This is a genomic window from Posidoniimonas corsicana, from assembly GCF_007859765.1.
Taxonomy (GTDB): Bacteria; Planctomycetota; Planctomycetia; order Pirellulales; family Lacipirellulaceae; genus Posidoniimonas; species Posidoniimonas corsicana.
In genome coordinates this window covers 3,487,390-3,512,340 of the sequence record NZ_SIHJ01000001.1, presented here as the reverse complement: position 1 = coordinate 3,512,340, position 24,951 = coordinate 3,487,390, and the positions used below count along the sequence as shown (strand labels likewise).

The window sequence follows — 24,951 nt, the reverse complement described above, 5'->3', positions numbered from 1 at the left end:
CATGGCCGACGGCGCCGCCACCGGAGGGCTGCGTGCGCTCTCGCCGGCAAAGCGGGCGGCGCTCGAGAAGCTGCTGCTCAAACGCCGCGACGCCGCGGCCCAGGCGGCGCGGATCCCGCTCGCCTCGCAGGAGGCTGCGGCCGAGCTGTCGTTCGCGGAGCGGAGGCTCTGGCTGCTCGACAAGCTCGAGCCCAACCACCCGTTCTACAACATGCCGCTGGCGGCGCGGGTCACCGGCCCGCTCGACCGCGACGCGTTCGCCGCCGCGCTGCAGACCCTCTGCGCCCGGCACGAGACCCTGCGCTACGCGTACCGCATTCGGGACGGCCTGCCGGAGCGCCGGGTCGCCGACCGCGTGGACATCGAGCCGGAGTACATCGACGCCAGCGCCCTGGCGGCGGACCCCGCGGCACTCGCCGACCGTCTGCGGAGTGAAGCGAGCGTCCCCTTCGACCTCAGCTGCCCGCCGCTGCTGAGGTGCGTGGTGCTGGAGCTCGCCGCCGACCAGCGCGTCGTGCTGCTGGTGATGCATCATATCGTGTCCGACGGGTGGTCGATGTGGGTGATGCTCAACGAGCTGGCCGCCGGCTACGAAGCGGCCCGCGCGGGCACGCCCGGCCTGCCGCCGCTGTCGATCCAGTACTCGGACTACGCCGCTTGGCAGCGCGACAGCCTCACCGACCAGCAGCGTGAGCGGCTGGTTGGGCACTGGTGCGACAAGCTGTCCGACGCGCCGCCGATGCTCGAGCTGCCCGCAGACCACCCGCGTCAGGCCGTGCAGGACTTCGACGGCGCCGTGCACGAGTTCCGCCTGCCGGCCGACGTCGGACAAGGCCTGCAAGCAGTCGCCGACCAACAGAACGCCACGCCGTTCATGGTGCTGATGGCCGCCTACCAGGCCTGGCTCAGCCGCTACACCGGGCAGCAAGATCTGCTGGTGGGGACCGTGGTTGCCAACCGCAGCCGCTCCGAGCTGGAACGCCTGATCGGGTTCTTCGTCAACACGCTGGCTATCCGGGGCGACCTGTCGGCAGACCCGAGCTTTGGCGAGCTTGTCGCGCAGACCCGCGCGGCGTCGCTCGAAGCCTACGCCCACCAAGAGCTGCCGTTCGACCAGCTGATCGAAGCGGTCACGCCCGAACGCGACCAGAGCCACGCCGCGTTGTTCCAGACCGCGCTGGTGGTGCAGAACCCGCCCCGCGACTTCGCGGCCGGCGATGGCCTGACGATCGAGCCGATGCTGGTCGACAACGGCACCGCGAAGTACGACCTCACGCTCTTCTTCTGGCAGGACGACCGCGGCTGGGCGGGGCAGATCGAGTACCGCACGTCGTTGTTCGAGTCGGCCACCATCGCCCGCTACGCGGCCAGCTTCCAGACCCTGCTGGCCGACGCGGTGCGGCGCCCGGCGGCGGCGGTCTCGGACCTGGCGGTCGTCGACCCTGCCCAGACGGAGCTGCTCACCTCGTTCAACCGCTCTGACCGGACCTTCGACGGGCCGCTGCTGGCTCATGAATTGTTCAAGCAGACCGCCGTGGCGAACCCGAAGGCGACAGCCATCCGTTGCGCTGGCGTCGAACTCTCTTGGGGTGAGCTCCAAGCGCAGGTCGCCCTGGCGGCCGCCGGACTGCAGGAGCTGGGCGTCACGCCGGGCGACCCGGTCGTGGTGTGCGTCGATCGCGGCGTTGATTCTGTCGTGGCAATGCTCGCGGTGATGTCGGCCGGCGGGGTGTACGTCCCCGTCGACCCGCAAACGGCGGAACACCGCCTCGACTTCGTCACTGCGGATTCCGGAGCTCGCCTGGTGATCGCCGGCGCCGCGGACCCCGAGGCAGCGCCGCAGCAGATCGGCGTTTCGGCGCTGCTGGAGCTGGGTGCCGGCCGCGGCGTTGCCGACGCCAAGGTCTCGCCCGATGACCTCGCGTACATCATCTACACCTCCGGCTCGACCGGAACGCCCAAGGGGGTGCAGGTCCGGCACCGCAGTTTCGTCAACTTCATGCGGGCGCAGGCCGAGCTGCTGGGCATCACGCCCGCCGACCGTATGCTGCACGCGATGTCGCCGTCGTTTGATGGCGGGCTGTCCGAGTCGTTCCTGCCGCTGGTGACCGGCGCGACAATGGTGATCGCCCCCCGCGACACGGTGCTCGACCCGGCGGCGCTGATCCGGCTGCTGCGGGACGAGCGGGTCACGGTCGCCAAGTTCCCGCCCGCGCTGCTGGCCACGCTCGCGCCCGAGTCCCTGCCGGAGCTGAAGACGATCTCCACCGGCGGCGACACCCTCACCACCGAGCTCGCCCGCCGCTGGCTGCCGGGCCGACGGGTGCTGAACGGTTATGGGCCCACCGAGGCGACCGTCGGCGTGACGATGCACGAGATCCGCGAGCCGCTGGCCGGGCTCCCCCCCATCGGCCGGCCGATGGCCAACATGCGGGCCTACGTGGTTGACGATCAGCTGCGTCAGACGCCCGTTGGCGTCGCCGGCGAGATCTGCATCGGCGGTGCCGGTGTGGCCGTTGGCTACGTCAACCGCCCCGAGGAGACCGCCGCGCGGTTTGTGCGCGACCCGATCGCCGACGACGGTTCGCGTATGTACCGCACCGGCGACATCGGCCGCTGGCGGGCCGACGGCGAGCTGGAGTTCCTCGGCCGCGTCGACGACCAGGTCCAGCTCCGCGGCTACCGGGTCGAGCCGAGCGAGGTCGCGGCCGCGCTCGAACGGCTGCCGCAGGTCGACCAGGCGTTTGTGGCGGTAAAACCCGACGCCCGGGGCGAGCAGCGGCTGGTGGCCTACGTCACGCCCGCAGCCGGCGCCCAGGCTGCCGACGAGGGAGAGTCGAACCACGTGGCCGCGTGGCAGTCGCTGATGGACGGATCGCACCGCGCCGCCGGCGCCCTCCGCGACACCGAGTTCGACACCACCGGCTGGATCAGCACCTACACCGGCCGCCCGATCGACAAAGACCAGATGCGCGCTTGGGCCGAGTCGGCCGCCGAACGGATCCTCGCCCACGGGCCCAATCGCGTGCTCGAGATCGGCTGCGGCACCGGACTGATCCTGCTGCAGGTCGCGCCGCGGTGCGACTTCTACTACGGCACGGACTTCCTCGAGCGGTCGCTCACCCAGCTCCAGCACGTGGTCGACGACCGCGGCCTGACCGACCGGGTGCGGCTGCAGCAGCTCACCGCTGACCGAATTGGCGATCTCGCCGGCCAGAGCTTCGACACCGTGGTGCTGAACTCGGTTGCCCAATACTTCCCCTCCAGCGACTACCTGAAATCCGTGATCCGCCAGGCGGCCGACCTGATCGCGCCTGGCGGGCGGATGTTCCTGGGCGACCTGCGGAACCTCCGCCTGCACGAGGCGTTCGCCGCGTCGGTCGAGATCGCCCGCGCCGACCACCGCGTCAGCCGCCGCGAGCTGCTCGGCCGCATCGAGGCCCAGCTCCGCCGCGAGGAAGAGCTGCTCATCGACCCGGCGCTGTTCGAGCTGCTGCCCGCCGAGCTGCCGCGGCTCTCGCGGGTGCAGATCGAGCTCAAGCCCGGCAACGCCGACAACGAGCTCACCCGCTTCCGCTACGACGTGACCCTCCGCTTCGACGAGACGCAGGACGCCGCCGAGCCCCCATTTGCCAGCGCTCCAACCCTCGACCAGGCCGCCGCGCAGCTCCAGGAATCACCCCCGGCGCTGGTCATCGATGGCGTGAGCAACGCTCGTGTAGCGTCCGACACCGACGCGTGGCGCGAGCTCCAGCTCGACGCCGGCGCGGCCGACGCCAACCAGCTCAAGGCAATGCGCTCCGCGCCGGTCGACGCCCCGACGCCCGACGCGTGGCGCGAGCTCGGCCGCCGCCACGGCTACCAGGCCGAGATCCGCTGGGGCGCCGAGCCCGACCAGCTGCAGGTGCGGTACACGCGGCCCGGCGTCGCGATCGCCGACCCGCCCGCCGCCGCCCCTACGCGGCTTACCAACGAGCCGATGCAGCAGAAGCTGCTGGCGCGGCTCGCGCCGGAACTCCGCGCCGGGCTCGCCAAGGAGCTGCCGCAGTACATGCTGCCGTCGTCGTTTGTGGTGGTCGACCAGTTCCCACGGACGGTCAATGGCAAGATCGACCGCGACGCGCTCCCGCCCCCGCCCAGCGGCCGGCCCGCCTGGGCCACCGGCTACGTCGCCCCGCGCGACGAGCACGAGCGGCTGGTCGCGGAGGTGTGGGAGCAGCTGCTAGGCGTTTCGCCGGTGGGCGCCGAGGACGACTTCTTCGACCTTGGCGGGCACTCCATGCTCGCCGTGCAGGTGATGGCCGAGATCGAGGCCCGCTCCGGCGTGGCGCCGCCGCTGGCCGCGCTGTTCCAGGAGCCCACCGTCGAGAACCTGGCCCGCCTGCTCAGCAACCCCGACGCGTCGGCGCCCACCACGCTCATCCCGCTGCAGGCGGGTGGCGACCTGCCGCCGTTGTTCTGCGTGCACCCCGCCGGCGGCGCCGTGTTCTGCTACCAGGAGCTGGCCGCCCACTTCGCCGGCGAGCGGCCCGTGTTCGGCGTGCAGGCCCACGGCGTCGACGGCCGCGTGCCGCCGCACGAGGACATGCCCCAGATGGCCCAGGCGTACGTCGACGCGATCCGATCGCTCCGCCCCGACGGCCCCTACCACGTGTGCGGCTGGTCGATCGGCGGAAACATCGCGTACGAGGTCGCCCGCCGGCTGCGAGCCGAAGGCGGCCAGGTCGGGCTGGTTGGCTTGTTCGACGCCGGCGCAATCCCGCCCGAGGGGTCGATCGGCGAGGAGGACCTGCTGCCGCTCTTGCAGGCGTTGTTCCCCGAGTCGGAGCACGCCTCGCTGGAGCAGATCCGAGGACTCAATCCTGAGCAGCAGGTCGAGTTCTTCACCGAGCGGGCCGCCAAGGCCGGCCTGGTCGACCCCGCGCAGCTCGCCGCCAGCCAGCACATCTTCAGCGTGTTCCAGAACAACGTGACCGCCGTGCACAAGCACCGCGCCGAGAGCTACCCGGGCGGGGTCACGCTGTTCCGCGCCGGCGAGCAGACCAAGACCAACCAGCTATTCGACGACCCCCAGCTCGGCTGGGGCCCGCTGGCCGAGTCCGTCCGCGTGCTCACCGTCCCCAGCGACCACACGCAGATGATGGTCGCCCCGCAGGTCGACGCGCTCGCCAAACTCGTCAAAGCCGAGCTGCAAGCCTGTGAAACCCTGTAGCCTCAACGCCGCCCAAAGGTGCGGCGGCTAAATGTACCCCCGGTTCTCCGAACCGGGAAAACAAGCCGCCACCCAATACCAACGTTCTACTCTATGCTTGCCCGATCCTTTCCTCACGGCTCGGCGAGCTGTGGGTACTTTCGGTCACCGCCCGCTTGGCTCCGATTTCTGTCCGCTTAGTTTTGTCCAGAAACACGAGCGAAGCGGACAAAACTCTGCGCGTATCTCGCCCTCGGCTGCCGTTTCACGCTTGTATAGCAGCGTCTCCACGGGTAGAGGGGGCAGCGCACCGCAGGGTTTTGTCCGATCCGGCGTCGCGCAACGGGACCAATCGGACAAAACCCTCCCGCGCCGGTGGCCGCCATCCCCAACCGCGCAGCAGGCGCCAAACCCGCCCGCTGCCGCGGTCGGGCTTCTCGCTTGGTGAGTGTGCAGGAATGCACCACCCATTGGACCATGCCAGGTGGCCGGATTCGACAAGAATCCGCCCAGGCAGGAGCGACGCCTACCGTCCGTAGCACGGTGGCCCTCCACCGTGGGCGCTACGAACTCGATCGAAGTACCCCGGCTAGTTCCGGCTCACCAGGATGAGCAGCAGCACCTCCACCGCCACAACCACCAGGGCAAGCAACGCGAACCGGACGATGTGGGAGGTCGCCTTCATTGAGATAAGAAAGGTGTCAGGAACCAATTCGCCTATTGGTTCCTGACACCGCTGTTCGTTCAATGAGCGCCTTACGATCTTAGCCATAGCGATTCGGCTGCCAGCCTTTCAGTAGTCTGGTCCCTTCTTTCCAGAGGAGTGGCTTCTATCCAATAATCGACGCACCTCAAGAACTCTGAGCAGGCTGCACTGTTGACAAAATCCTTGGCTGTGACCCGATCGAGACGAGATAGGACACGGAAAGCAAGAGCACGAGCAGTTACGACTGGGTGATCAACAGGGCGGCGCTCCGAAGTTATCAAATCGCAGAGATGGTCTCGAACTTCAACGGGAGGGATGCCAAGCTTTTCAAGTCCATAGATTGCGCCCGCAGCAACCTCAGGGTTTCTAACGTCAGTTAGATGCCGCAGGAAATCCAACACGTCCCGATGAAGATCGATTTCTAGGCTACATCCAACTGCATTAATTATGGCGCCCATTGACTGTGCTCCACTACTAAGCATGACTACTGCGTCCCAGCAAAGCACAGGGCGATCAGTGTCAATTCTGCGACATGCTTTCAGCAGTGCAGGAATGTGACGGTATCCATCAGCTCCTTCATTTCCAACGAAGATTGCTGCAGATTGCTGCACGCGAAGTGACTCGGACTGCAGTCGCTCGGTGTAGTCCATGCTCGTTCACCCTGTAGCGAGCCAAGTCGCGTAGGGTAGGGGTTCGCACCTACCACTTGCAGCTTATCCCGGACGCAAGGTGGGTGCGAGCACCTACCCTACAGCGTTCCCGCCGCAGAGTTTCCATAACGCACAAACCGCCAGCACGAGCGGCACGAGCGTGCAGCCGAGACCAAAGAAGCCCATGGAGAATGCAGGACCCACGCTGGCCGCAAGCTCAGCCGGCGTTGGCGCCGCCTTCGCCGCAGCCAACTCCGCGAACCTGCCGCAGGCCACGTAGATCGAGGCCATCGCTATGACGCCCGGGACCAGCGACAGCAACGCCTGCGCCAAGACATACCCCCGCTCGGCGCCGCGAACAAGGTTTACGACGCCGCAGGCAGACGCGACCACCCCGATGGCTAGCAACCAGCTGACATTGCCCGATAGCATGAATCGCATCGGCGACATGACTTCAGCGGCTTGAGCAAGAACCATGACCGCACCTTTCAGCAAGTGATGATTGTCGGCGTACGCTCTTACCCCTTACTTGTTGCCTAGCACTCGGTACACCAGCAGTCGTGTAGGGTAGGCGTTCGCACCTACCACTCGCAGCTTATCCCGAACGCAAGGTAGGTGAGAGCACCTACCCTACGGCCACGGTTTACGGACAGCAGTTGCCCCCATTTGCTCGCGCACCAACCCAGAGCTACCATCAGCACAAGCCGTTGGAAATGCGGATCGCCAGCGGTTCGTCCGGCTATGCTACGGCTCTCGCACGGGGAAATGATTGGTGTGCGAGAGACATTCATACAACGGATTCTCGGTACAACTCCGTATAAGGGTAGACATTACGTTGCTTCAGGGCCGCCTCGACTTCAGGCAGACGGCCCTCGCGACACTTCGCAAGTTCTTCTGCAGTGATGCCAAGGCAGAGCAGTAAACCGCAGTCGCGGCCAAGCACGGGAAACCTGGCGTACTCGAGAAAGAGCAACGCATGAATGCTTGATCCATCGGGAACAGCCGGGCCAATGTCCATCGTTTCACCCGGGTTCAGTTCTGCCTCAAGCGTGTAATGCGCCAGTTGACTGATGATGTTCGGGCCCCACTCCTCCTCACCTCGGTGGCAAACCATGAGTTCGTAGTTGCCAAGCGTGTTGAACCGCTGCTCGTCGCACCCGATCAATTCGGAGGTAACCGATACGATGCCGTCAATGTGCTCATGAAAGTAGACGATGTCGGCGGCGCCACCCATCTCTGGCCCGAACTGGAGAGGGACCACGGCATGCCCGTGCATGTCGTGTGACTTGCCAAGCACGTTCTCCATCGCGGAGACACGCGCATCCCACCAGCGTTGGAACTCGTCAGCATCATCGTCGTTCGTTTCGGCCCGTTCGTCGTTCATCGATGCAACTCGCAAATGGTTAAGTCGCGTAGGGTAGCTGCGAGCACCTACCCTACAGCCGAGGCGGCGCCAAAGCGGCGGCTAACTACTCGTGCCGCAGCCCTTCGATCGGAGCCAGGCGAGAAGCGCGGTAGGCGGGGTAGAGGCCGCCCAGCAGGCCGAGCACCAGCGCCACGATGAAGCCCTGCAGCACCACCTCGCCGGACACGTCGCCGCTTACCAGCCGGCCGGCCGACGGGGAGTACGACAGCACCCGCATCAACGCGATCGCGCCCAGGCTCCCCAGCACCGCGCCGCCGAGCGCCAGCAGCAGCGCCTCGCTCATCACCAGCCGCATCACGCGGCTGCGGCGCCAGCCCACCGCCCGCATCATCGCGATCTCCTTAGTCCGCTCGAACACGGCCATCAGCATCGTGTTGAGGATCCCCACGGCGCCCACCACCAGCGCGATGCTGGAGGTCAGCCAGGCGATGGACCGCACGGTTTTGAGCTCGGGCGAGTTCTCGGCGAACTCGCTCGGCGGCGCCACCTCCAGGCCCGACTGCAGCGCGTGGATCCGCGCGGTAAGGCCCGGCAGGTCCGTGCGGGCGGACTCGGTCGCGGTGACCATGAACAGGCTCACCTCGCCCTCGCGGAACATCAGGTCCTGCAGGTCGGCCAGCGGCATGGCGATGGCGCCGTCCTCGAAGCGGATGAACCGCTCGTACACGCCGGCCACGTTGAACGGCTCGCCCTCGTAGACCTCCAGTTGGTCGCCGGCGTGCTTGTTGAGCAGCTCGGCCAGCCGCTTGCCGACCAGCAGCGACTTGGGGCCGCTCGCTTCGAGCGGTTGGCCGTCGATCAGCTCGTACTGGTCCCACTGCGGGCTGTCCTGGGGCCAGCCCTGGATCGTGACGCCCATCACGTCTTCTTGGCTGAGCGACACCACGTCCATCAGGAACGGCGTGACGGTCTCGACGCCGTCGAGCGCGGCGAGCTGCTCGCCGAGCGACTCGGGCAGCACGCTCATCATCTGCTGCATCTTGCCGGCCTGCAGCACCACCAGGTCGACGTTGCGGCTCTCGTAGGAGTCGAGCATCGCCTTCTCGAACCCGGCCGACACGCCGACCAGCGCCACCACCGCGCCGACCGCCACGGCGATGCCCGACAGCGTGAGCAGCGTCCGCACGGGGCGGCCGAGCAGGTTGGCGGTGACCAAACGGGAGAATCGCATAGCGGGTATGTCGCGGGTTAGGGTTGGGAGGCGACCGCCTGGGCGAGGCCGCGGGCCAGCGCCGGCAGGGTCTGGTTGTCGTAGGCCGGCGCGGCGGCCAGACGGGCGAGCTCGGGGCCGACCGCGATCGCGCGGCCGCGCGGCAGGCGGGTCATCGCGAAGGCGGTCTTGCCGGGGGTCCCGACGAACGAGAACTGCGCGGGGTCGACCGACAGCACGCGGTCGTCGGTGAAGCGGCTGGGGAGCTGCACCACCTGGTTGTCCACCAGCGTGGGGCCGCTGGGCGGCGCTTCGTCCACGAGCCACACGACCGAGGCCAGCCCGCCCAGCTTGGCGCTGGTCCACACGAAGTGGCGGACCTTGAGTTCTTGGTGCGCGCCGCCGCGCAGGATCACCGCGGGCGACTCGAACAGCACGGCGGTGTCGTAGCGGGCGATCTGCCGGATCTTGTCCAGCTCCTTCTCGCCGGAGGCCAGCACCTGGCTGGCGAGGAAGGTCAGCCCCTCGGACTTGGGCGAGACAATCTGCACGCCGCCCTCGGACCGCATCGTGTGCCCGATCGCCACCCGGTTGAGCCGGTGCAGGCCGGTCTGCGGGTCGCGACGCACGTCGGCCAGGATGGCCGAGCCGAACATCTGGGCAAACTTGGCGGTCGTGGCCGAGATGCTCCTGGCCTGCTCAACCGGGATTCGTGGCCAAGCAATCATCACCACGTGCGAATACCCCTGCGGCGGCGACTCCGGGTCGAGCACGCCGGGCGCCAGCCGCTCCAGACCGCGGGCGCGGAAGTCCATCTCGGCCGACGCGTGGGTCGTCAGCAACAGGACGAACGGCGCGGTCAGGGAACGGCGGAGGCTGGTGCGGGGCATCGTGCGTAGGCGGAGTGTAGGGGCGACACGGCCATTCTACGCGATGCCGACGCGAGCGACAGTGCGCGACGCCCGCGGCGCGGTGCGGACCCGCCCCATGCTCGACGCCCGGTCGCCAACCGGCTGTGGTACCATGATGCCCATGCACCAGACACTCGAAACCGCCGCCGACCGGTCGATCGAAAAGGAGTGCTGGCGCCCCGAGCGGCGGTTCGTGCCGCTGCGGGCCGAGGACCTGGCGGACCTGCTGGTGCAGGACGCGGCCGCCTTCGGCGTCGACTGCGCAAGCCTGCGGGGCGTGTTCGACGAGGTCCGCGCGGTGATCGAGCAGGAGGGGAGCTACTTCCACAGCGAGCTGGAGCTGGCCTACGCGCGGTTCAACCCCGACCGCGAGACGCTCCGGGTCACCGACGACGAGCCGAGCGAACAGTCTGCTTACGACGCGCTGCATCGCCAGCTCTCCTATCTTCTCGACAAGGCAAACTTTGAGCGACTAGACGACGTCCGCATCGCCGAGGTGGTCGAGCGGGCCAGCACCGCCCGCATCCACGTGCGGATCCACCCGGACCGCGTCGAGCGGCTGGAGCTGTGGGTGCGCGGCCACGGGCACACGAGCTGCCGGCGGCGCACTATCCGCTGCCCGATCCGCGGCGCCGAGTTCAAGACGCCCGTCTTCAAGCGGCTGGCGGTCATCGCGCAGCTGAAGGACGAGCCGGACGTGCTGATCAAGATGTTCAAGGACATCCCCGAGCACGACGTCGAGGCGCTGCTGCCCCACGCCGAGGCCGCCATGACGCTGCTTGACCGGATCAAGCTGCTCGGTTCCGGCGCAGGCGTGGCGGGCGCCATGGCGATGAAGCTGGCCAAGGTGGCGCTGGCGTTCGCCATGCTCAGCAAGATCCTGTGGATCCTGGCGGTGGGCGTGGGCACCATCGCGCTGCGCACGTTCTTCGGCTACAAGAACGCCAAGACCAGCCGCGACTGGCGGCGCACGCAGCGGCTCTACTTCCAGAACCTGGGGAACAACGCCAGCGCGCTGCAGCTGTTGATCTCGTCGGTTAAGCAGGAGGAGCTGAAGGAGGCGTACCTGGCTTACGCGTTCACGCTCGACCCGGCCCGCCGTGACGAGCCCGAGGAGCGGCTCAACCAGCGGATCGCGGCGTACCTGTACAAGAAGCTGGGTGTCGAGGTCGACTTCGACCTGCCCGACGCGCTCGAGACGCTCGGCCGGCTTGACCTGTGGCGACGCGAGGGCGAGCTGCTCGCCCGGCCGCCGCTGGACGCCCGCCAGCGGCTGGAGGACCACCGCCGCGAGCAGCGTTCGAGCGATTACCACGCCCGCGCGATCAAGATCTACGTGGGGGAGCCGGGCGCGGCGCCGCGGCCAAGCGTCGAACCGCCGCGTCGCGCGATTGAGCTGAGCCCCGGTCAGCGGGGCAAGAAGCTCTCTTGAGCCCCGGCCGACGGCGCGCGTGAGCTTTCTTTCTGCGACTCTTCTTGCGTGCGCCAGTCTTCCAGGTGCATCTCGACCTTGGCCCAGCCGCGGAAGGTGTTGATCACCGGGCGGAACGCAATAGAAAGCGGCCCGTCGACGCGGAGCAGCTCTTCCTCCCGGTCGCCGGCGCCAAACGCCACGGCCCGCAGCTTCACGCCGGCCTGCTCCAGGTCCACCGACAGGTGCCGCCCCGCGCCGCCCATCCGGCGGGGCGGGCCGGCCAGCCGGACGTCGGACGTGCAGAGCGTGGGCCGCCGGTTGCCGTGCCCGAACGGCGCGAGCTGCTCGATCTGGCTGACGGTCTGGTGGGTGAGCGCGGAGAGCGGCGCCTCGGCGTCGATCAGCACCTCGCCCACCCGCTCGCCGCCGCCGAGCTGCTGCTCGGCGTGGGCGCAGAAGTCGATGCGGAACGCCTCGAGGTTCTGCTCGTCGATCCGCAGGCCCGCGGCCGCGGCGTGCCCGCCGCAGCTCACCAGGTGCTCGCGGCAGGCGGCGAACGCGCCGCCGAGGTCGAAGCCGGGGGCCGTGCGGCCCGAGCCGATGCCGGCGCTCGCGCCGAGCTTGTCGAGCGCGATCATCACCACCGGCAGGCAGTACTGCTCGGCCAGCTTGCCGGCCACGATCCCGATGATGCCGGGGTGCCAGTCGCGGTCGGCCAGCACCAGCGCCGGCGCCGCGCCGCCCGACAGGTACTGCTTGGCCTGCTTGCGGGCGGACAGCAGCACGCTCCGCTCGATCGACTGGCGGGTCTGGTTGAGTTCGTCGAGGTAGTCGGCCAGCTCCTGGGCGCGCTCGCGGGAGTCGGTGGTGAGCAGCTCGACCGCCAGGTCGGCCTGCCCCATCCGCCCCGCCGCGTTGAGCCGGGGCGCCAGCGCGAACGCGATGTCCTCGCTGCCCAGCTCGGGCGTGTCGGTCAGCTTCGCGACGCGCTCCAGCTCGGCCAGGCCGGGCAGCTGGTGCTGCCGCAGCGCGCCGAGCCCGGCGCGGACCAGGATGCGGTTCTCGTCGACCAGCGGCACCACGTCGGCCACGGTGCCGATCGCGGCCAGGCCGACCGCCTGCAGCAGGAACCGCCGCATCGGCTCGGTGACGCGCTTGGCGTCGCTCACGCGTTGGCAGAGCGCCCAGGCCAACTTGAACGCGACCGCGGCGCCGCACAGGCCGTCGAACGGGTAGTCGTGCCCCGGCAGGCGCGGGTGCACGATGGCGTCGGCGTCGGGCAGCCGGTCGGCCATCTGGTGGTGGTCGGTCACGATGAGCTGCAGGCCGAGCTGGCGGGCGGCGTCCGCCTCGGCCAGGCTGGCGATGCCGTTGTCCACGGTGACCACGACCTTGGCGCCCTGATCGGCCAGCGTGCGGAGCGCCTCGACGTTCATGCCGTAGCCCTCGTCCAGGCGGTGCGGCACGTAGAAGCTGGCGTCGGCGCCGGCCAAGCGGAGGCACCGCAGCAGGATGGCGGTGGCGGTCATGCCGTCGGCGTCGTAGTCGCCGTAGACGACAATCGGCTTGCGGTCCGCGATCGCGGCGTGCAGGATGCCGGCCGCGGCGTCAACGCCCGGCAGCTCGGCCGGGTCGCGGAGGGCGCTCAGCTTGGGCGCGAGGAACTGCTGGGCCTCGTCGGGAGAGAAGATCCCGCGGGCGACCAGCAGCCGGGCGACGATCGGCGGGACGCCGGCCGACCGCTCGAGGGACTGGGCGCGGTCGGCGTCGTGGGTCGCGATTCGCCAGCGCTTGGCCATCTGGTCCCTGACGGGGTGCGCCGCGGGCGGTGAACGAGGAGGAAGCAGCAGCGGGGGCGGGGCTCGGTCCGCGGGCTACTTCTTCTTCTCGTTGTGGATGGTGTGCTTGCGCAGACGCGGGCAGAACTTCTTCAGCTTCAGCTTCTCCCCGCCCAGCTTGCGGCGCACGGTGTAGTTGTAGTCGCCGGTCTCCTCGCAGACGAGGAACACGGACTCGACCTTCTTCTTCCGCTTGCCAGTGCTCTTGGCCATGATCGGTTGCTCGCTTCGGACGCTATGTCGGGACGCAGTATGTCGGACGCTGTGTCGGGAGACCGCGGGACCGGCGGGGCCTGTTGGCGACCCCGGTCGAGGTCGAATCGCACAGTCTAGCCGACAACCGGCCAATGAAAAAGGCCCTTTTCGGGCCTGCGGGGCGCCTCACCGCGGCCGGGGGCACGCCGATCCTGCGGGAAAAAAGAGGGGGCAGGGCCCGCCGAGCGTGGGACCAACGGGGGACACCGCGTGATCGGCAGCTCGGGCAGGCCCGCCCCAACGGGGAGGGAATCAGTCGCCGCGTGCAGACGAGGGTCGGGCGGTCCCGCTGCGGTCCGTGGGCAAGGACGGACGTTCTTTCGGCGTCACGAGGGGCAAGATCGTGGCGTCCGGACTGGGGGCGAACCCGCGGCGAACGAGACGGACTTGGCTGCTAGGGACGCTGATCCACGAGAGGTGGGCAAGAGAGAAGCTCATGGGTCGCTCCGTAGCAATCCGCCTCTGGGGCTGATTGTCCGGCGGCCTGGCGATCTCAGGCACGCGGAACGAGTCCGCGCGTAAGACCCATGGCTTTGCGTCCCCGCCTTACGACGGGTTTGCCTTTATCGGTAGCCCCTCAGGGAGGGACAAGACGCTGAAAAGAGGAAATTGGAGAGAAAAGAAGACGGGCGGGACAATGCCCCGCCACTCAATGAATAGGTCACGTTCGGGGGCTAAGCAAATCGCCGGCGGAGATTTCCCAAAAGATATCCGCCGGGCGGCTGCCTGCGGCGTCAGCCCGCGGCCCTCCGCGATCGCCCCCAAACGGCCAGCGCGGCGGCGATCCCCAGCTGGACGACCACGCCCGGCTCGGGCGCCGCGTTAAACTGGGCCGGCGCGTAGAGGTCCCGCCAGTGGGTGAAGTCGCCGGCGTCGATCACCCCGTTGAGGTTGCCGTCGGCGCCATCGCCGACGCGGACCTGGGCGCCGTAGGTCGAACGCCACGTCTGGTAGTCCGCCGCGTCGACAAGGCCATCGCCGTTGTAGTCGCCGGCTGCCGCGGGGGCGGTGACCGCGTCCGAAACGATCAGCGCCGAGCCGCCTTCTTCAAACCACGCCTGGATCAGCACGCGGCCGGCGTTGTCGAAGTCCTGCAGGCTGAAACTCGAAATGGTGCGAAGGTCGGGCGTGGCGTCCTGGCCAATGTCGACGGTGTCGCCGGTCTGGAGTATTTCAACCAACCCTCCGCCGCGTCCCAACGCCGCGAGCGCCTGGTGGTTATCGACATCCCCGTAGCTGAAACGTGTGAACGCGACCTGCCCGGCGTCGTTGACGCGGAAGCCAGACTCGTAGGTGCTGGTGACTTCGTGCGGCGGTTCGTTCTGCGTCAGGTCAACGAGCTCCAAACCCGCCCCTGGCGAGTAGAGCCAGACGCCATCCTGATCTTCGTACTCCGAGTACTCGTTTCCGAACTCGTCCTGGACGATGGTTTCCATCTGCATCGCGCCGGTGAACGCGACGTGTCCGGAGTTGGCGGCGCTGAACTCGCCGATTCGGCGAAACGTCGCCTCGCGATCGTCGGGCCGGGCGGCTGCCGCCACCGCGTCATGCACGGTCATCAGCGCGTGAAGACCGCCGCTGGCGGGCGACCTCCACAGGCCGTCCCACCCGCTAATGCCGCTGCGGAGGTTGGCGGCGAACACCACGTCGCCGTTGTCGGTGATCTGCGGGTCGGAAAACGCCCGCGAGCTGGTGAGGATCGAGAAGCCGGTCTCGGGCGCAAACACGTTGCCGGCCTCAGTTCCGGGGGCAGGCAGGCTGGTCCGCGTCACCAGCTGCGTACCGTTGCCTCGGTCGGCCCACAGCCCGCGTTCCTGAACGAACTCGAACCCGGGGATCTTGATCTCCGCCCAGAACGCCACGCCGCCGCGGCTGCTGGCGAAGGGCGCCACGGTGGGGTTGGAGCCGATGATGATCAGCGGGGTGTGGTGGCCGATCGGACCGAGCAACGCGCCGGGCACCCCGGGCGCCGGCGATCCCTCGCGGGCGATGACCTCGGTTGCGCCGTCGCGCGTCCTCCAGATGGCGGTGTCCTGGTCCGCGGTGACCGCTTGGCTTAGCTGAAAACGGCCGCTGTAGTACGCCTCGCCAGGCTTCCCGATGCCGATTTCCCGGGCGAATTGATTGTCGACGAACAGCTGCTCGTCGGTTGTGGCGAGCAGTGTGGGCGTGTCCTGGCCGGCTGGTAGCGTCCACAGACCAGCGGGCGTGTCGGGCGCCCCGGAGGTGTAGACCGCGTCGCCGCTTTGGCGGTCAGTGGCGAGCTGAAGTACCGGGCCGGGGCTAAACGGGGAGGTGTTGCGTCGGCCGACCTCTACCGACGCGATCGCCGCCCCGCCGGCGTCGAGCTGCAGCAGGTGCACCGGGACAAACTGGCAATTGATCAGCCCGCAGGACTCGATGGGACTCTCCACCATCGCCCAGGCGCCACCGTCGGGGGTCAGGTGGCTTTCGCGCCAGCTTACGGGCGTCAGCCCACCGCCTGGGATCGGCCGTTCCGTGGTTGCTAGCACCCGCACCGATTCGCTCGCCCAGCACGCGGGGCACGCCATGCAGCAGAAGGCGATTGCAATGGCGAGCAGACGAGTCATGGCGGGACCGACCGGGCAGACGCGGGACAAGGGCCTCCGTGCGGTTGCGTCGGCGGGGCACGGCTATCCTTTGATCGTAGACCGGCGGCTGGCCGGTCTCAACGCCGACGGCAGAATCGGCCGCGAGATTTACCAGGGCCGCCCAGTGTGACGGCCGTTTCCCGTAACGCAGGGCTCTCCTCAATTCGCCAGCAGATCTATCCGATTTGATCGTCAGGTGCGTGAATCTCTTCCTGAAAGTCGGCGTCGTATGGCGACAGCTCCCTCGACCACAACCCGGACCATTTTTGGCGGCGGCGCCCGACGCAAGATGGTCGGCCGCATGGGCCCCTGGCAGCTGACCCAGCTGCTCGCCGAGGGCGCCCTGTCGCGGGTCTACCTGGCTCGGCCGGCGGACTCCCCAGACTCCGCCGCCACCTATGCTATCAAGGCGCTGCGCCGCGAGTGGTGGCAGGACGCGACCGCCATCGAGACCATGCGACGCGAGGCGTGGGTCGGCCGGCAGGCCAGCCACCCGAACCTGGTGTCGGTGCTCGGCGCGCAGGTCTCGCAGCCGCCGTTCTACGTGGCCCTGCCGCGGCTGGTTGGCGAGTCGCTGTCGTCGGCGCTGGCCCGCGGCGTACGCCCCACGCTGCCGCAGACGCTGTGGATCGCGCGGCAGGTCTGCCAGGCGCTCGACGCGCTGAACCAGCAGGCGGGCGTGATCCACGCCGACGTGAAGCCGAGCAACATCTTCCTCTCGCCCGACGGCCACGCCACGCTGCTCGACCTGGGGTTCTGCCAGACCCACAGCGAGGCCAAGAGCTGGGCCGCGCGGCCGGTGATCGGCACGCTGAACTACATTGCGCCGGAGATGGTCACCTCCGCGTGCTCGGCCGACCGCCGCAGCGACCTCTACAGCCTCGGCGCCACGATGTACGAGCTGCTGTCGGGACGGCCGCCATTCCTCGCCGAGGGGCCGGCCGAGCTGATCGCGCTGCACCGGCAGGCGAAGCCCGAGTGCATCCGGTCCGCCGCGCCGGGGACGCCCAAGGCCGTGGCGTCGCTCATCCACCGGCTGCTGGCGAAGGACCCGCTGCGCAGGCCAAACTCGCCGGCCGAAACGGCCGACGAGTTGGCGAGGCTCGAGATTGCTTGTTTCGCCTACCACCAGGCGTCCGCCTAGTGGTCGGCTACGCGGCGTTAACTACACGGGGTCGACGATCGGCTCCACGCCGTCCAGGAAGCCGGCCAGCGACCGGCTGCGGTAGGGCTGCTGCAGCTTCCGCACGGCCTTCGACTCGATCTGCCGCACCCGCTCGCGGGTCACGGAGAAGATCTTGCCGACCTCTTCCAGGGTGTAGCTGTAGCCATCGGTCAGGCCGTAGCGGAGCTTGATGATCTCCCGCTCGCGGTAGCTGAGGTCGTCCATCACGTCCTCCAGCCGGCTCTTGAGCATCTCCATGTTGGTGTCGTAGAGCGGGTCGTCCTCGCGGTTCTCCTGGATGAACTCGCCGAAGTAGTTGTCCTCGTGGTCGCCGACCGGCTGGTCCAGCGAGAGCGGCTGGCGGGTCATCTTCAGCACCACGCGGGAATCCTCAATCGATAGGCCGGCACGCTCGGCCACCTCCTCGGGGTTCGGCTCGCGGCCAAACTCCTGCAGGAACTCGGCCGTGACCGCCCGGATCTTGCTCATCGTGTCGATCATGTGCACCGGCAGGCGGATGGTGCGGCTCTGGTCGGCGATCGCCCGCGTGATCGCCTGGCGGATCCACCAGGTGGCGTAGGTCGAGAACTTGTAGCCGCGGGCGTGCTCAAACTTGTCGACCGCCCGCATCAGGCCGGTGTTGCCCTCCTGGATCAGGTCGAGGAAGCTGAGTCCGCGGTTGCGGTACCGCTTGGCGATCGACACCACCAGGCGGAGGTTGGCGGCCGAGAGGCGACGCTTGGCGGCGTCGTACGCGGCGCGGCGTTCGACCGTGCGGGTCACCAGGTGGGCCAGCGTCGCCGGGCTCTCCTGGGTGATCCGCATCAGGTAGCGTAGCTCGTGCCGCAGCTCCTCGTCGTGCTTCGGCCCCAGCGTGGTGTTGGGCTCGGAGAGCTGCTGCTTGATGGTCGCCATGCGGCGGCCGATCTCGTGCAGCTGGTCCATCAGCGGCAGCAGCCGCGGCAGACGCAGGTTCATCTCTTCCACCAGGCGGATCACCTTGTTGCGGCGGCGGATCAGCCGACGCCAGGCGGCCCGCTGCTGGGCGCCGGTGGCGGTGGAATCGACCGCCTGCAGGAAGTCGCCCGTGTTCTGGGCCAGCAGGTGGCGGATGGTCTTGAGGTTGGGCGCCAGCCGCTTCAGCACCCGCTTCTTTTCCGCTGTGTTCGTGACGCTGATCTCAATCGTGCGGTCCAGCCGCAGCTCGCCGGCCTCGACCTTCTCCAGCAGATCGACGGCGCCGTGCAGCACGTAGTCATTGCACAGCATCGTGCGGCGGAACTTGGTGCGGGTGTACTCGATCTGCTTCGCCGCGGAGATCTCGGACGCCCGGTCCAGCATCGGGATCTCGCCCATCTGCATCAGGTACATCCGCACGGGGTCGTCGACGTGCGACTCCGACTCCGTCGAGTCGTGGTCATCGAGCTGCACATCGACGATCTCGACGTCCGATGCAATCTGGAGATCGTCCTGCGACTTGCGGCGGGCGGGACGCTTGACGCTCGACTTGCGGGACGAGGCGGGGCGAGACTTCGACGGGGTCTTGCGGCTGCTGGGCACGGGCGAATCCTCTCGGTGTGCGGGAGATGAGCTGCTTCGCCGAGCCTTATTGCAGCGGTGGCGCCACAGGGCGCTTCGCGGCCGCCGTGAAAGGACGTAAACTGTTGTTTGAAAAGTGTTTGTGATTATCTCACGCCGCCGATTCCGTGGGTTCAGGCGGCCCAGCCGTGACGCGAAAAGGCAACGCCGTGGCCGAGCGGCAACGCCTGATGCGAAAAGAGGACGCCCCATGAACGCACTGCGGCTAGCGCACCACGACCTGCGCGGGCCACGCACGCCGGCCTGGGCCCGCCAGCTCGAGGGCGTCGACTTCCTGCTGCTCGACGCCGGCCCGCTGAGCGGCGGCGACGCGCCCGCCGAGCAGCTGCCGAGGACGCTGCGGACGCTGGGGCCCCAGCTCTACATGGACGCCCAGCTCCGCCTGGTGGCGAGCCTGGCCGGCGGCGACCCCAGCATCGCGGGCCCGCACGCTGCCCAGACGCTCGTCGACACCGGCAACCCCGATTTGCCGCTGGCGGTGGTGCGGGGCCAGGACGTGCTCGACCGCCTGGAGGAGCTGCTGCTGCACACCGACCTGGCCCACGCGGAAACGGGCCAGCGGTTTGTGGAGCTCAGCGCCAAGACGGTCGGCGCGATCGCTAGCCTCGGCCCGCGAGCGGTGTCGCAGGCGGTCAAGCAGGGCGCGCGGGCCGTGCTCACCGCGCACGAGACCCCGGCCGTCCTGTGCGAGGCCGTCGCTCGGGCCGCGACCGGGAAACGCGACCTCCCGACCGCCCGGAAGCTCGGGCAGACGCTGGCCGATTGCAGCCCGCAGGCAGTCAGCGACACGCTGCGGCGGCCGGAGTGGTCGCCGGAACAATCGCTGCAGGCCGAACTGACCGCCGACCTCGACGTGGAGTTCTTCGGCGGCGCCGAACTGACGGATTCCGCCCGCCGGCGGTTCGCCGAGACATCCAGCGCTGTCGACCCCGACCAATCCAACCTCACGCTGACCTACCTCGACGGTTACCAGGCGCGCCTGGTCCTCTGGGCGTCCGAAGCCGCCGCGCGGGGCCGACTCGAGGAGGTGCTCACCAACGCCCCGCCCGAGCTCCGCCCGTGCATCTGCCCGCCGTCAGCGGCGGCCGACGGAGCGCTGGTGGAAGTGACGCTGCACCATGCCAACCGGGCGAAGGTAGAGAACGCGGCGGCCGAGCTAGCGGGCGTGCTCGAGGTCGCCAGCGGCGTGCTCGGCCTCCGGCGGATCGGCGGGCCGCCGCTCGTAGAGCCCCGGTACCGGCAGTGGCCGACGGTGCTCCCTGTTGAGCTGCTGGAGTGGTCGATCGATATCAAGCCCGCACAGCAGTGGGTAGACTAGCTCACCGGCCTCAGGCCAGCGAGCAAACCTTAGGCATTTAACCGATGATTATGCAGAGCAACTCGATCGAGGTGAGGGTTGACGGTCCGGTCGCCACGGTGACGATCAACCGCCAGCAGAAACGCAACGCGCTGACGCGGGCGATGATCGAGGACCTCCGCGTCGCGTTGTCCGACGTGCACCAGGAACGCCGCGTCCGTGTCATGGTGCTTACGGGCGCGGGCGCGGCGTTCTGCGCGGGCCGCGATGTCGAGGAGATGGCCGCCGGCGGCCCGGACCCGGCGGCCGACATGGTCCGCTGGGGTGAGGAGGCCGAGCAGCTGCGCGACCTGGTGCTCGAGATGCTGCAGCTCCCCAAGCCGATCATCGCGGCGGTAAATGGACCGGCGGTGGGCGCCGGCGCCGGGCTGGTGCTGGCGGCCGACATCGCCATCGCCTCGCCGGAGGCCACCTTCGGCTTCCCCGAGCCGCGGCTCGGTGTGGTGGCGGGCGTGGAGTCGCCGCTGTTGGCGTTCCGCTTGGGCGCCGGACCCGCATCGCGGCTGCTGTTGAGCAGCCAGCAGATCCCGGCCGACGAGGCGCTCCGCATCGGCGTCTACCACGAGACGGTCGACACCCCGCTGTTGTGGGCGCGCGCGGTCGAGCTGGCGAAGGAGTGCGCCGCCGGAGCGCCCGAGTCGGTGCAGCTCACCAAGCGTCTGCTGCTCGAGACCGTCGGCGAGCAGCTGGTTACGCAGCTCTCCAGCGGCGCGATCGCCACCGCCACCGCGCGCACCACCGAGGCGGCCCAGCAGGGCCTCGAGGCGTTCCTGGAGAAACGCGAGCCGGAGTGGCCCTAGACCACGCGGCCGGCGGATTTCTTTGACACGCCATCGCCCGAGCCCTACAACTCAGGGGTCTGTGCTCTGGTCCCTGTCCTCCGTCTATCCATGGGGGCGACATGCAACCGCGCCGCTGCTACTGCTGCCTGCTGCTCGCTGTTTTCTTCCTGGCGCCTGCGGCCCGTGCCGATTCGGTCGAGGTGCTCCGCGACCCGTGGGGCGTCCCCCATGTTTTCGCCGAAACCGACGCCGGCGCGTTCTACGGGTTGGGCTACGCCACGGCGGAGGACCGCGCGTTCCAGATGACCTACGCGCTGCGGACCGTGCAGGGGCGGCTCGCTGAGGTCGTCGGCGAAGTGAAGAGTTTGCGCCGACGCGACACGTCGATCGACCACGACCGCAAGATGCGGACCTTCGGCTTCCACCGCGCGGCCCAGCGGACCGCGGCGGGTTTGGACGGGGAGAGTCGCTCGCTGCTGGAGGCCTACTCACGCGGCGTCAACGACTGGTTCGTACAAAACGCCGACAACCTGCCGGCCTTGTTTGCAGCAACCGGCGTCGAGCACGAACCGTGGACTCCGGCCGACTGCCTGGCGTCGTGGTGGCATGTGGGCCAGTTCTTCGCCACCGACGGCACCCGCGACCTGATCGCCGGCCGCAACCGCGGCAGGGCGTTCCCGCAGCCGGAAGACCTGGAGCGTATGCCGCCGGACGACTCGCCGGCGGTCGTGCAGAAGTCGGATGTCAGCGACGAGTGGCTATCCGGCGTCCAGCAGTACGCCGTCGAGCAAGGCCTGACCCCCGGCCCGCCGGGCGCCCCCGGCCCCAAGTTCAGCCACGCCTGGGTGGTGGGCGGGGCGAAGACCACCACCGGCTCGGCCGTGCTGGTGAGCGACCCGCAGACGCCGGTCCGCAACCCGTCGTTGTTCTACGAGTTCCACATCCAGGGCAAGACGTTCAACGCCCGGGGGATGGGCGTGGCCGGCAGCCCGGTGATCCTGATCGGCTTCTCAACGAATGTCGCGTGGGGCATGACCGCCCTGGGCGCGGACCAGGCCGACCTGTTCCTGCTCGAGACCGACCCCGACCACCCCAACCGTTACCGCCTGGACGGACGCTGGCAGCCGATGACCGTGCTCCAGGAAGAGATCAAGGTCCGCGACGCCGATCCCATCAACTACCAAGTCCGCGAGACCGAGCTCGGCCCGGTGGCGACCGAGTTCTGCTACGCCCGGCCCGCTGATGGCGAGGTCGCCCTGAGCCGCGTGCCGATGGCCGAGCCCAATCGGGAGACCATCCAGGGCGCGCTGGCGATGATCCGGGCGGAGGACGCGGGGCAGTTCGACGCGGCGCTCGAAGGATGGCGGTTTCCCACGGCCAACGTCGTCTTCGGCGACCGCGGCGGCGACATCGGCTACCGAGCGCTGGGCGCGCTGCCGCTGCGGTCGGCCCACGACCCGTCGCACGGGCGCAAGGCCCACCCCGCACGGGACTCGGACGACCTGTGGCGGGGGATGCTGCCGCACGGCGTGAAGCCGAGCGTGCTCAATCCGGCAAGCGGCTTCCTCTACAGCGGCAACCACCGGCCGATCGGGTCGTGGTACCCGATCCCGATCGGCGCCATGACCGGCATGGGGGGGGATACCGTGCGGTCCTGGCGGCTGCGTGAGCGGCTTGTCGCGCAGGACCGGTTCACCGCGGACGAGGTCCTCGACATCCACTACGACAGCGTGAACCCGGCCCGCCGCGACATCGTGCGGCTAGGACTGCACCTCGGCAAGACGGAGCCCGAGGCGCTGTCCGACGCGTCGCTCATGACGCTGGGCGTGCTGGTCCCGTGGCTAGACCGCGGCGCGTCGATGTCGCTGGACAGGGAGGGGGCGGCGCTTGCGCTGGAGCTCGGCACCTTCTTCCGCTTCGTCAACACCGAGCTGGCGTTCCAGTACGGCGGGGGCGAGTCGGGCCTCGCCTACTTCCTCAAGTCCGCCACCTCGCGTGTGGCCGAATCGCCCGACACACGGCTGAACCGACGAGAGCGCGAGTTCCTGGACGCGGCGCTCGAGTCGGCCTGGGTGGCCTGCCTGGAGAAGTACGGCCCCGACCCGGACGCCTGGTCCGAGCTCGCCCGGCAGGCGGTCACGTCACGCAAGCTCGGCTACTACGAGGGGCTCGATGGTTTCCCGGAGCTCGATCGCCAGCACGCGTTGAACCTGCCGCCGCTCGACGTGATCGACGGCGGCACGATCGCGTGCCAGACCGCCCAGTCGTACACGCAGTGGGCGCCGATGCACGACCCGGACCTGGCGATGTCGATCCTGCCGATCGGCCAGTCTGAACGCCCCGGTGACGAGTCCCGGCTCAGCACCCTGCGGCTCTGGTCGGAGGGCAAGCTGCACCCGGCGCCGCTGTCGCGCGACAAGGTCGAAGCCCTGGGCGTGACGCGTACGGAGCTGCGGTACCCTCGTTAGGAGATGTTTGTGCTGCTCGACGGACGACCGGCCGCTAGTCGTCCCCGCCGAAATCGCCGAAGTCGTCGAAGGGATTGAGGTCGTGCCACAGCCACCAGCGGGAAGGGATCAACGCCGCGACCAGCACGATCCCCCAGAACCAAGGTTGCTCCAGCAACCCCGGTGGCTCCACGCCCGCCTCGTGGAAGCCGAGCAGCGCCAGCCCGTAGCAGACCAGCAGGGTAAAGGCGAACAGCGCGAGCTTGGTGAGCATGGGCACTCCTGCGGCGTAGCGGACCTGGCGAACCGCTCTGGACCGCCTTGCTCAAGCCTACGGCGCCACGGTCGCAGGGGGACCAGAATGCCGGTCGCGACGGTCGTGCGGGGTGCGCGACGCTCTACGCCCCCAGGTGCTGGGCGACCAGCGAGCGGGCCCGCGCCTCGTCTTCTGTGCCCGACACGATGCAGCGGCCGTCTTGGAACAGCGTGAGCTCGTGGTCGGGCAGGGTCAGGCGGAGCAGGAACGGATTGACGGTCACCTCGCCGACGCCGCGGAGCGACTCCGCCAGCGCCCCCAGGTCGACCTTGCGCGTCAACGCCGACCGGAGCTGCACGGCGTTGCGGCCGCAGAGCACGGCCGCCTGGCTGCCGCGCTCGCCGCTGAGCCACGGGAACTCTCTCGCGTGGCAGGTGGGGCAGGTCCCGTCGGCGTGCAGCTTTGCCACGTCTAGCATCCGGACGCGGTTGCGCCACAGGTCGATCGAGATCAGCTGGCGGTTCACGGCGTCCCGGTTGCCCGACAGCAGCTTCAACGCCTCGGCCGCCTGCAGCGAGGCGACCACGTTGACCGCCGGGCCGATGACGCCGGCGGTGTCGCAGGTCGGCGCCTCGCCGGGAGCGGGGGGCTCGGGCACCAGCCCGGTCAGGCAGGCGGTCTCGCCGGGCAGGACGGCCATCACCTGCCCCTCGGCGCCGATGCAGCCGCCGTACACCCACGGCACGCCGGTGCTGACCGAGTAGTCGTTGAGCAGCAGGCGGGTCTCGAAGTTGTCGAGGCCGTCGACAATCGCGTCGGCGCCGGCGGCCAGCTCGGCGATGTTCTGGTGCGTCACGTCCGCCACCTGGGCTTCGACGTCGACCGTGCTGTTGATCCGCTTGAGCTTGCGGCCGGCCAGCACGGCCTTCGGCAGCCCCGACGCCAGGTCGACCTCGTCGTACAGCGTCTGACGCTGCAGGTTGCTGAGGTCGAGGAAGTCGCGGTCGACAACACGCACCCGGCCGACCCCGCTGCGGACGAGCGTCTCGGCGATGACCGAACCCAGCGCGCCGCAGCCCACCACCAGCACGCTCGACTCGCGGAGCGCGCGCTGGCCCGGCTCGCCGATGGGGGCGAAGCGGACCTGTTTCGCGTAGCGGTCGGCGGGGGAGGGCATGCCGATGATTCTATA

At 68.9% G+C, this 24,951-nt stretch carries 16 protein-coding genes and 1 riboswitch; of the genes, 6 read left to right on the top strand and 10 right to left on the bottom strand.

Annotated features, from left to right (window positions below):
• Position 1: 1 nt before the first annotated feature.
• A complete protein-coding gene (locus KOR34_RS13435; protein ID WP_146565077.1) occupies positions 2–5,212 on the top strand; it encodes a non-ribosomal peptide synthetase in 5,211 nt (1,736 codons plus the stop codon).
• A gap of 1,428 nt (positions 5,213–6,640) precedes the next feature.
• On the opposite strand, the gene KOR34_RS13430 is transcribed toward KOR34_RS13435, so the two are convergent.
• From KOR34_RS13430 to KOR34_RS13415, 4 genes are all read right to left on the bottom strand, one after another.
• The gene (locus tag KOR34_RS13430; protein WP_146565076.1) at positions 6,641–7,042 is read right to left on the bottom strand and encodes a hypothetical protein; all 402 of its coding nucleotides are present in this window, start codon (positions 7,040–7,042) and stop codon (positions 6,641–6,643) included.
• 292 nt (positions 7,043–7,334) lie between these two features.
• The gene (locus KOR34_RS13425) at positions 7,335–7,931 is read right to left on the bottom strand and encodes a suppressor of fused domain protein (RefSeq protein ID WP_146565075.1); all 597 of its coding nucleotides are present in this window, start codon (positions 7,929–7,931) and stop codon (positions 7,335–7,337) included.
• An 85-nt stretch (positions 7,932–8,016) separates the two neighbouring features.
• The gene (locus KOR34_RS13420; protein ID WP_146565074.1) at positions 8,017–9,144 is read right to left on the bottom strand and encodes an ABC transporter permease; all 1,128 of its coding nucleotides are present in this window, start codon (positions 9,142–9,144) and stop codon (positions 8,017–8,019) included.
• 17 nt (positions 9,145–9,161) lie between these two features.
• Positions 9,162–10,013 carry a hypothetical protein gene (locus KOR34_RS13415; protein ID WP_146565073.1) on the bottom strand — a complete coding sequence of 284 codons (852 nt, stop codon included), beginning with the start codon at positions 10,011–10,013 and terminating at the stop codon, positions 9,162–9,164.
• Positions 10,014–10,149: 136 nt separating this feature from the next.
• On the opposite strand from KOR34_RS13415, the gene KOR34_RS13410 reads away from it, so the two are divergent.
• The gene (locus KOR34_RS13410; RefSeq protein ID WP_146565072.1) at positions 10,150–11,466 is read left to right on the top strand and encodes a DUF3754 domain-containing protein; all 1,317 of its coding nucleotides are present in this window, start codon (positions 10,150–10,152) and stop codon (positions 11,464–11,466) included.
• Here KOR34_RS13410 and recJ read toward each other — a convergent pair.
• The 3 genes from recJ to KOR34_RS13395 form a co-directional block, all read right to left on the bottom strand.
• Entirely contained in the window at positions 11,442–13,247 is a 1,806-nt protein-coding gene (recJ, locus tag KOR34_RS13405) for a single-stranded-DNA-specific exonuclease RecJ (RefSeq protein WP_146565071.1), read from the bottom strand. The two genes, KOR34_RS13410 and recJ, sit on opposite strands and share 25 nt — an antisense overlap.
• 75 nt (positions 13,248–13,322) lie before the next feature.
• Complete coding sequence (gene rpmG, locus KOR34_RS13400) at positions 13,323–13,499, bottom strand: 50S ribosomal protein L33 (protein WP_146565070.1); 177 nt, start codon at positions 13,497–13,499, stop codon at positions 13,323–13,325.
• Between the two features lie 517 nt (positions 13,500–14,016).
• Positions 14,017–14,113: riboswitch (cyclic di-GMP riboswitch) on the bottom strand.
• Positions 14,114–14,275: 162 nt separating this feature from the next.
• Positions 14,276–16,132, bottom strand: coding sequence for a DUF7453 family protein (locus KOR34_RS13395; protein ID WP_146565069.1), 1,857 nt, complete (start codon positions 16,130–16,132; stop codon positions 14,276–14,278).
• A gap of 250 nt (positions 16,133–16,382) precedes the next feature.
• Between KOR34_RS13395 and KOR34_RS13390 the strand changes: the two genes are divergently transcribed.
• Positions 16,383–17,297, top strand: a complete 915-nt coding sequence (locus tag KOR34_RS13390) for a serine/threonine-protein kinase (RefSeq protein ID WP_146565068.1) — start codon at positions 16,383–16,385, stop codon at positions 17,295–17,297.
• Between the two features lie 21 nt (positions 17,298–17,318).
• Here the strand turns inward: KOR34_RS13390 and KOR34_RS13385 are convergent, their stop codons facing one another.
• Positions 17,319–18,878, bottom strand: coding sequence for an RNA polymerase sigma factor RpoD/SigA (locus KOR34_RS13385; RefSeq protein WP_228714602.1), 1,560 nt, complete (start codon positions 18,876–18,878; stop codon positions 17,319–17,321).
• A 229-nt stretch (positions 18,879–19,107) separates the two neighbouring features.
• On the opposite strand from KOR34_RS13385, the gene KOR34_RS13380 reads away from it, so the two are divergent.
• The 3 genes from KOR34_RS13380 to KOR34_RS13370 all read left to right on the top strand — a co-directional run bounded on the left by KOR34_RS13380 (position 19,108) and on the right by KOR34_RS13370 (position 23,524).
• Positions 19,108–20,235, top strand: coding sequence for an acyclic terpene utilization AtuA family protein (locus KOR34_RS13380; protein ID WP_146565067.1), 1,128 nt, complete (start codon positions 19,108–19,110; stop codon positions 20,233–20,235).
• Between the two features lie 44 nt (positions 20,236–20,279).
• Positions 20,280–21,074 (top strand): enoyl-CoA hydratase/isomerase family protein, encoded by a 795-nt coding sequence (locus KOR34_RS13375; protein ID WP_146565066.1) that lies wholly within the window; start codon positions 20,280–20,282, stop codon positions 21,072–21,074.
• 101 nt (positions 21,075–21,175) lie between these two features.
• Positions 21,176–23,524 carry a penicillin acylase family protein gene (locus KOR34_RS13370; protein ID WP_146565065.1) on the top strand — a complete coding sequence of 783 codons (2,349 nt, stop codon included), beginning with the start codon at positions 21,176–21,178 and terminating at the stop codon, positions 23,522–23,524.
• A 34-nt stretch (positions 23,525–23,558) separates the two neighbouring features.
• On the opposite strand, the gene KOR34_RS13365 is transcribed toward KOR34_RS13370, so the two are convergent.
• Together KOR34_RS13365 and KOR34_RS13360 are read right to left on the bottom strand one after the other, a co-directional pair.
• A complete protein-coding gene (locus KOR34_RS13365) occupies positions 23,559–23,777 on the bottom strand; it encodes a hypothetical protein (RefSeq protein WP_146565064.1) in 219 nt (72 codons plus the stop codon).
• 124 nt (positions 23,778–23,901) lie between these two features.
• The gene (locus KOR34_RS13360; RefSeq protein WP_146565063.1) at positions 23,902–24,936 is read right to left on the bottom strand and encodes a ThiF family adenylyltransferase; all 1,035 of its coding nucleotides are present in this window, start codon (positions 24,934–24,936) and stop codon (positions 23,902–23,904) included.
• Positions 24,937–24,951: the final 15 nt, after the last annotated feature.

Excerpts from the sequence above, each read along its gene's own strand:
- recJ (WP_146565071.1), bottom strand. The coding sequence starts at position 13,247 with ATGGCCAAGCGCTGGCGAATCGCGACCCACGACGCCGACCGCGCCCAG.
- KOR34_RS13370 (WP_146565065.1), top strand. The coding sequence starts at position 21,176 with ATGCAACCGCGCCGCTGCTACTGCTGCCTGCTGCTCGCTGTTTTCTTC.
- KOR34_RS13360 (WP_146565063.1), bottom strand. The coding sequence starts at position 24,936 with ATGCCCTCCCCCGCCGACCGCTACGCGAAACAGGTCCGCTTCGCCCCC.
- KOR34_RS13415 (WP_146565073.1), bottom strand. The coding sequence starts at position 10,013 with ATGCCCCGCACCAGCCTCCGCCGTTCCCTGACCGCGCCGTTCGTCCTG.
- KOR34_RS13380 (WP_146565067.1), top strand. The coding sequence starts at position 19,108 with ATGAACGCACTGCGGCTAGCGCACCACGACCTGCGCGGGCCACGCACG.
- rpmG (WP_146565070.1), bottom strand. The coding sequence starts at position 13,499 with ATGGCCAAGAGCACTGGCAAGCGGAAGAAGAAGGTCGAGTCCGTGTTC.
- KOR34_RS13375 (WP_146565066.1), top strand. The coding sequence starts at position 20,280 with ATGATTATGCAGAGCAACTCGATCGAGGTGAGGGTTGACGGTCCGGTC.
- KOR34_RS13420 (WP_146565074.1), bottom strand. The coding sequence starts at position 9,144 with ATGCGATTCTCCCGTTTGGTCACCGCCAACCTGCTCGGCCGCCCCGTG.
- KOR34_RS13390 (WP_146565068.1), top strand. The coding sequence starts at position 16,383 with ATGGCGACAGCTCCCTCGACCACAACCCGGACCATTTTTGGCGGCGGC.
- KOR34_RS13425 (WP_146565075.1), bottom strand. The coding sequence starts at position 7,931 with ATGAACGACGAACGGGCCGAAACGAACGACGATGATGCTGACGAGTTC.
- KOR34_RS13395 (WP_146565069.1), bottom strand. The coding sequence starts at position 16,132 with ATGACTCGTCTGCTCGCCATTGCAATCGCCTTCTGCTGCATGGCGTGC.
- KOR34_RS13410 (WP_146565072.1), top strand. The coding sequence starts at position 10,150 with ATGCCCATGCACCAGACACTCGAAACCGCCGCCGACCGGTCGATCGAA.
- KOR34_RS13435 (WP_146565077.1), top strand. The coding sequence starts at position 2 with ATGGCCGACGGCGCCGCCACCGGAGGGCTGCGTGCGCTCTCGCCGGCA.
- KOR34_RS13365 (WP_146565064.1), bottom strand. The coding sequence starts at position 23,777 with ATGCTCACCAAGCTCGCGCTGTTCGCCTTTACCCTGCTGGTCTGCTAC.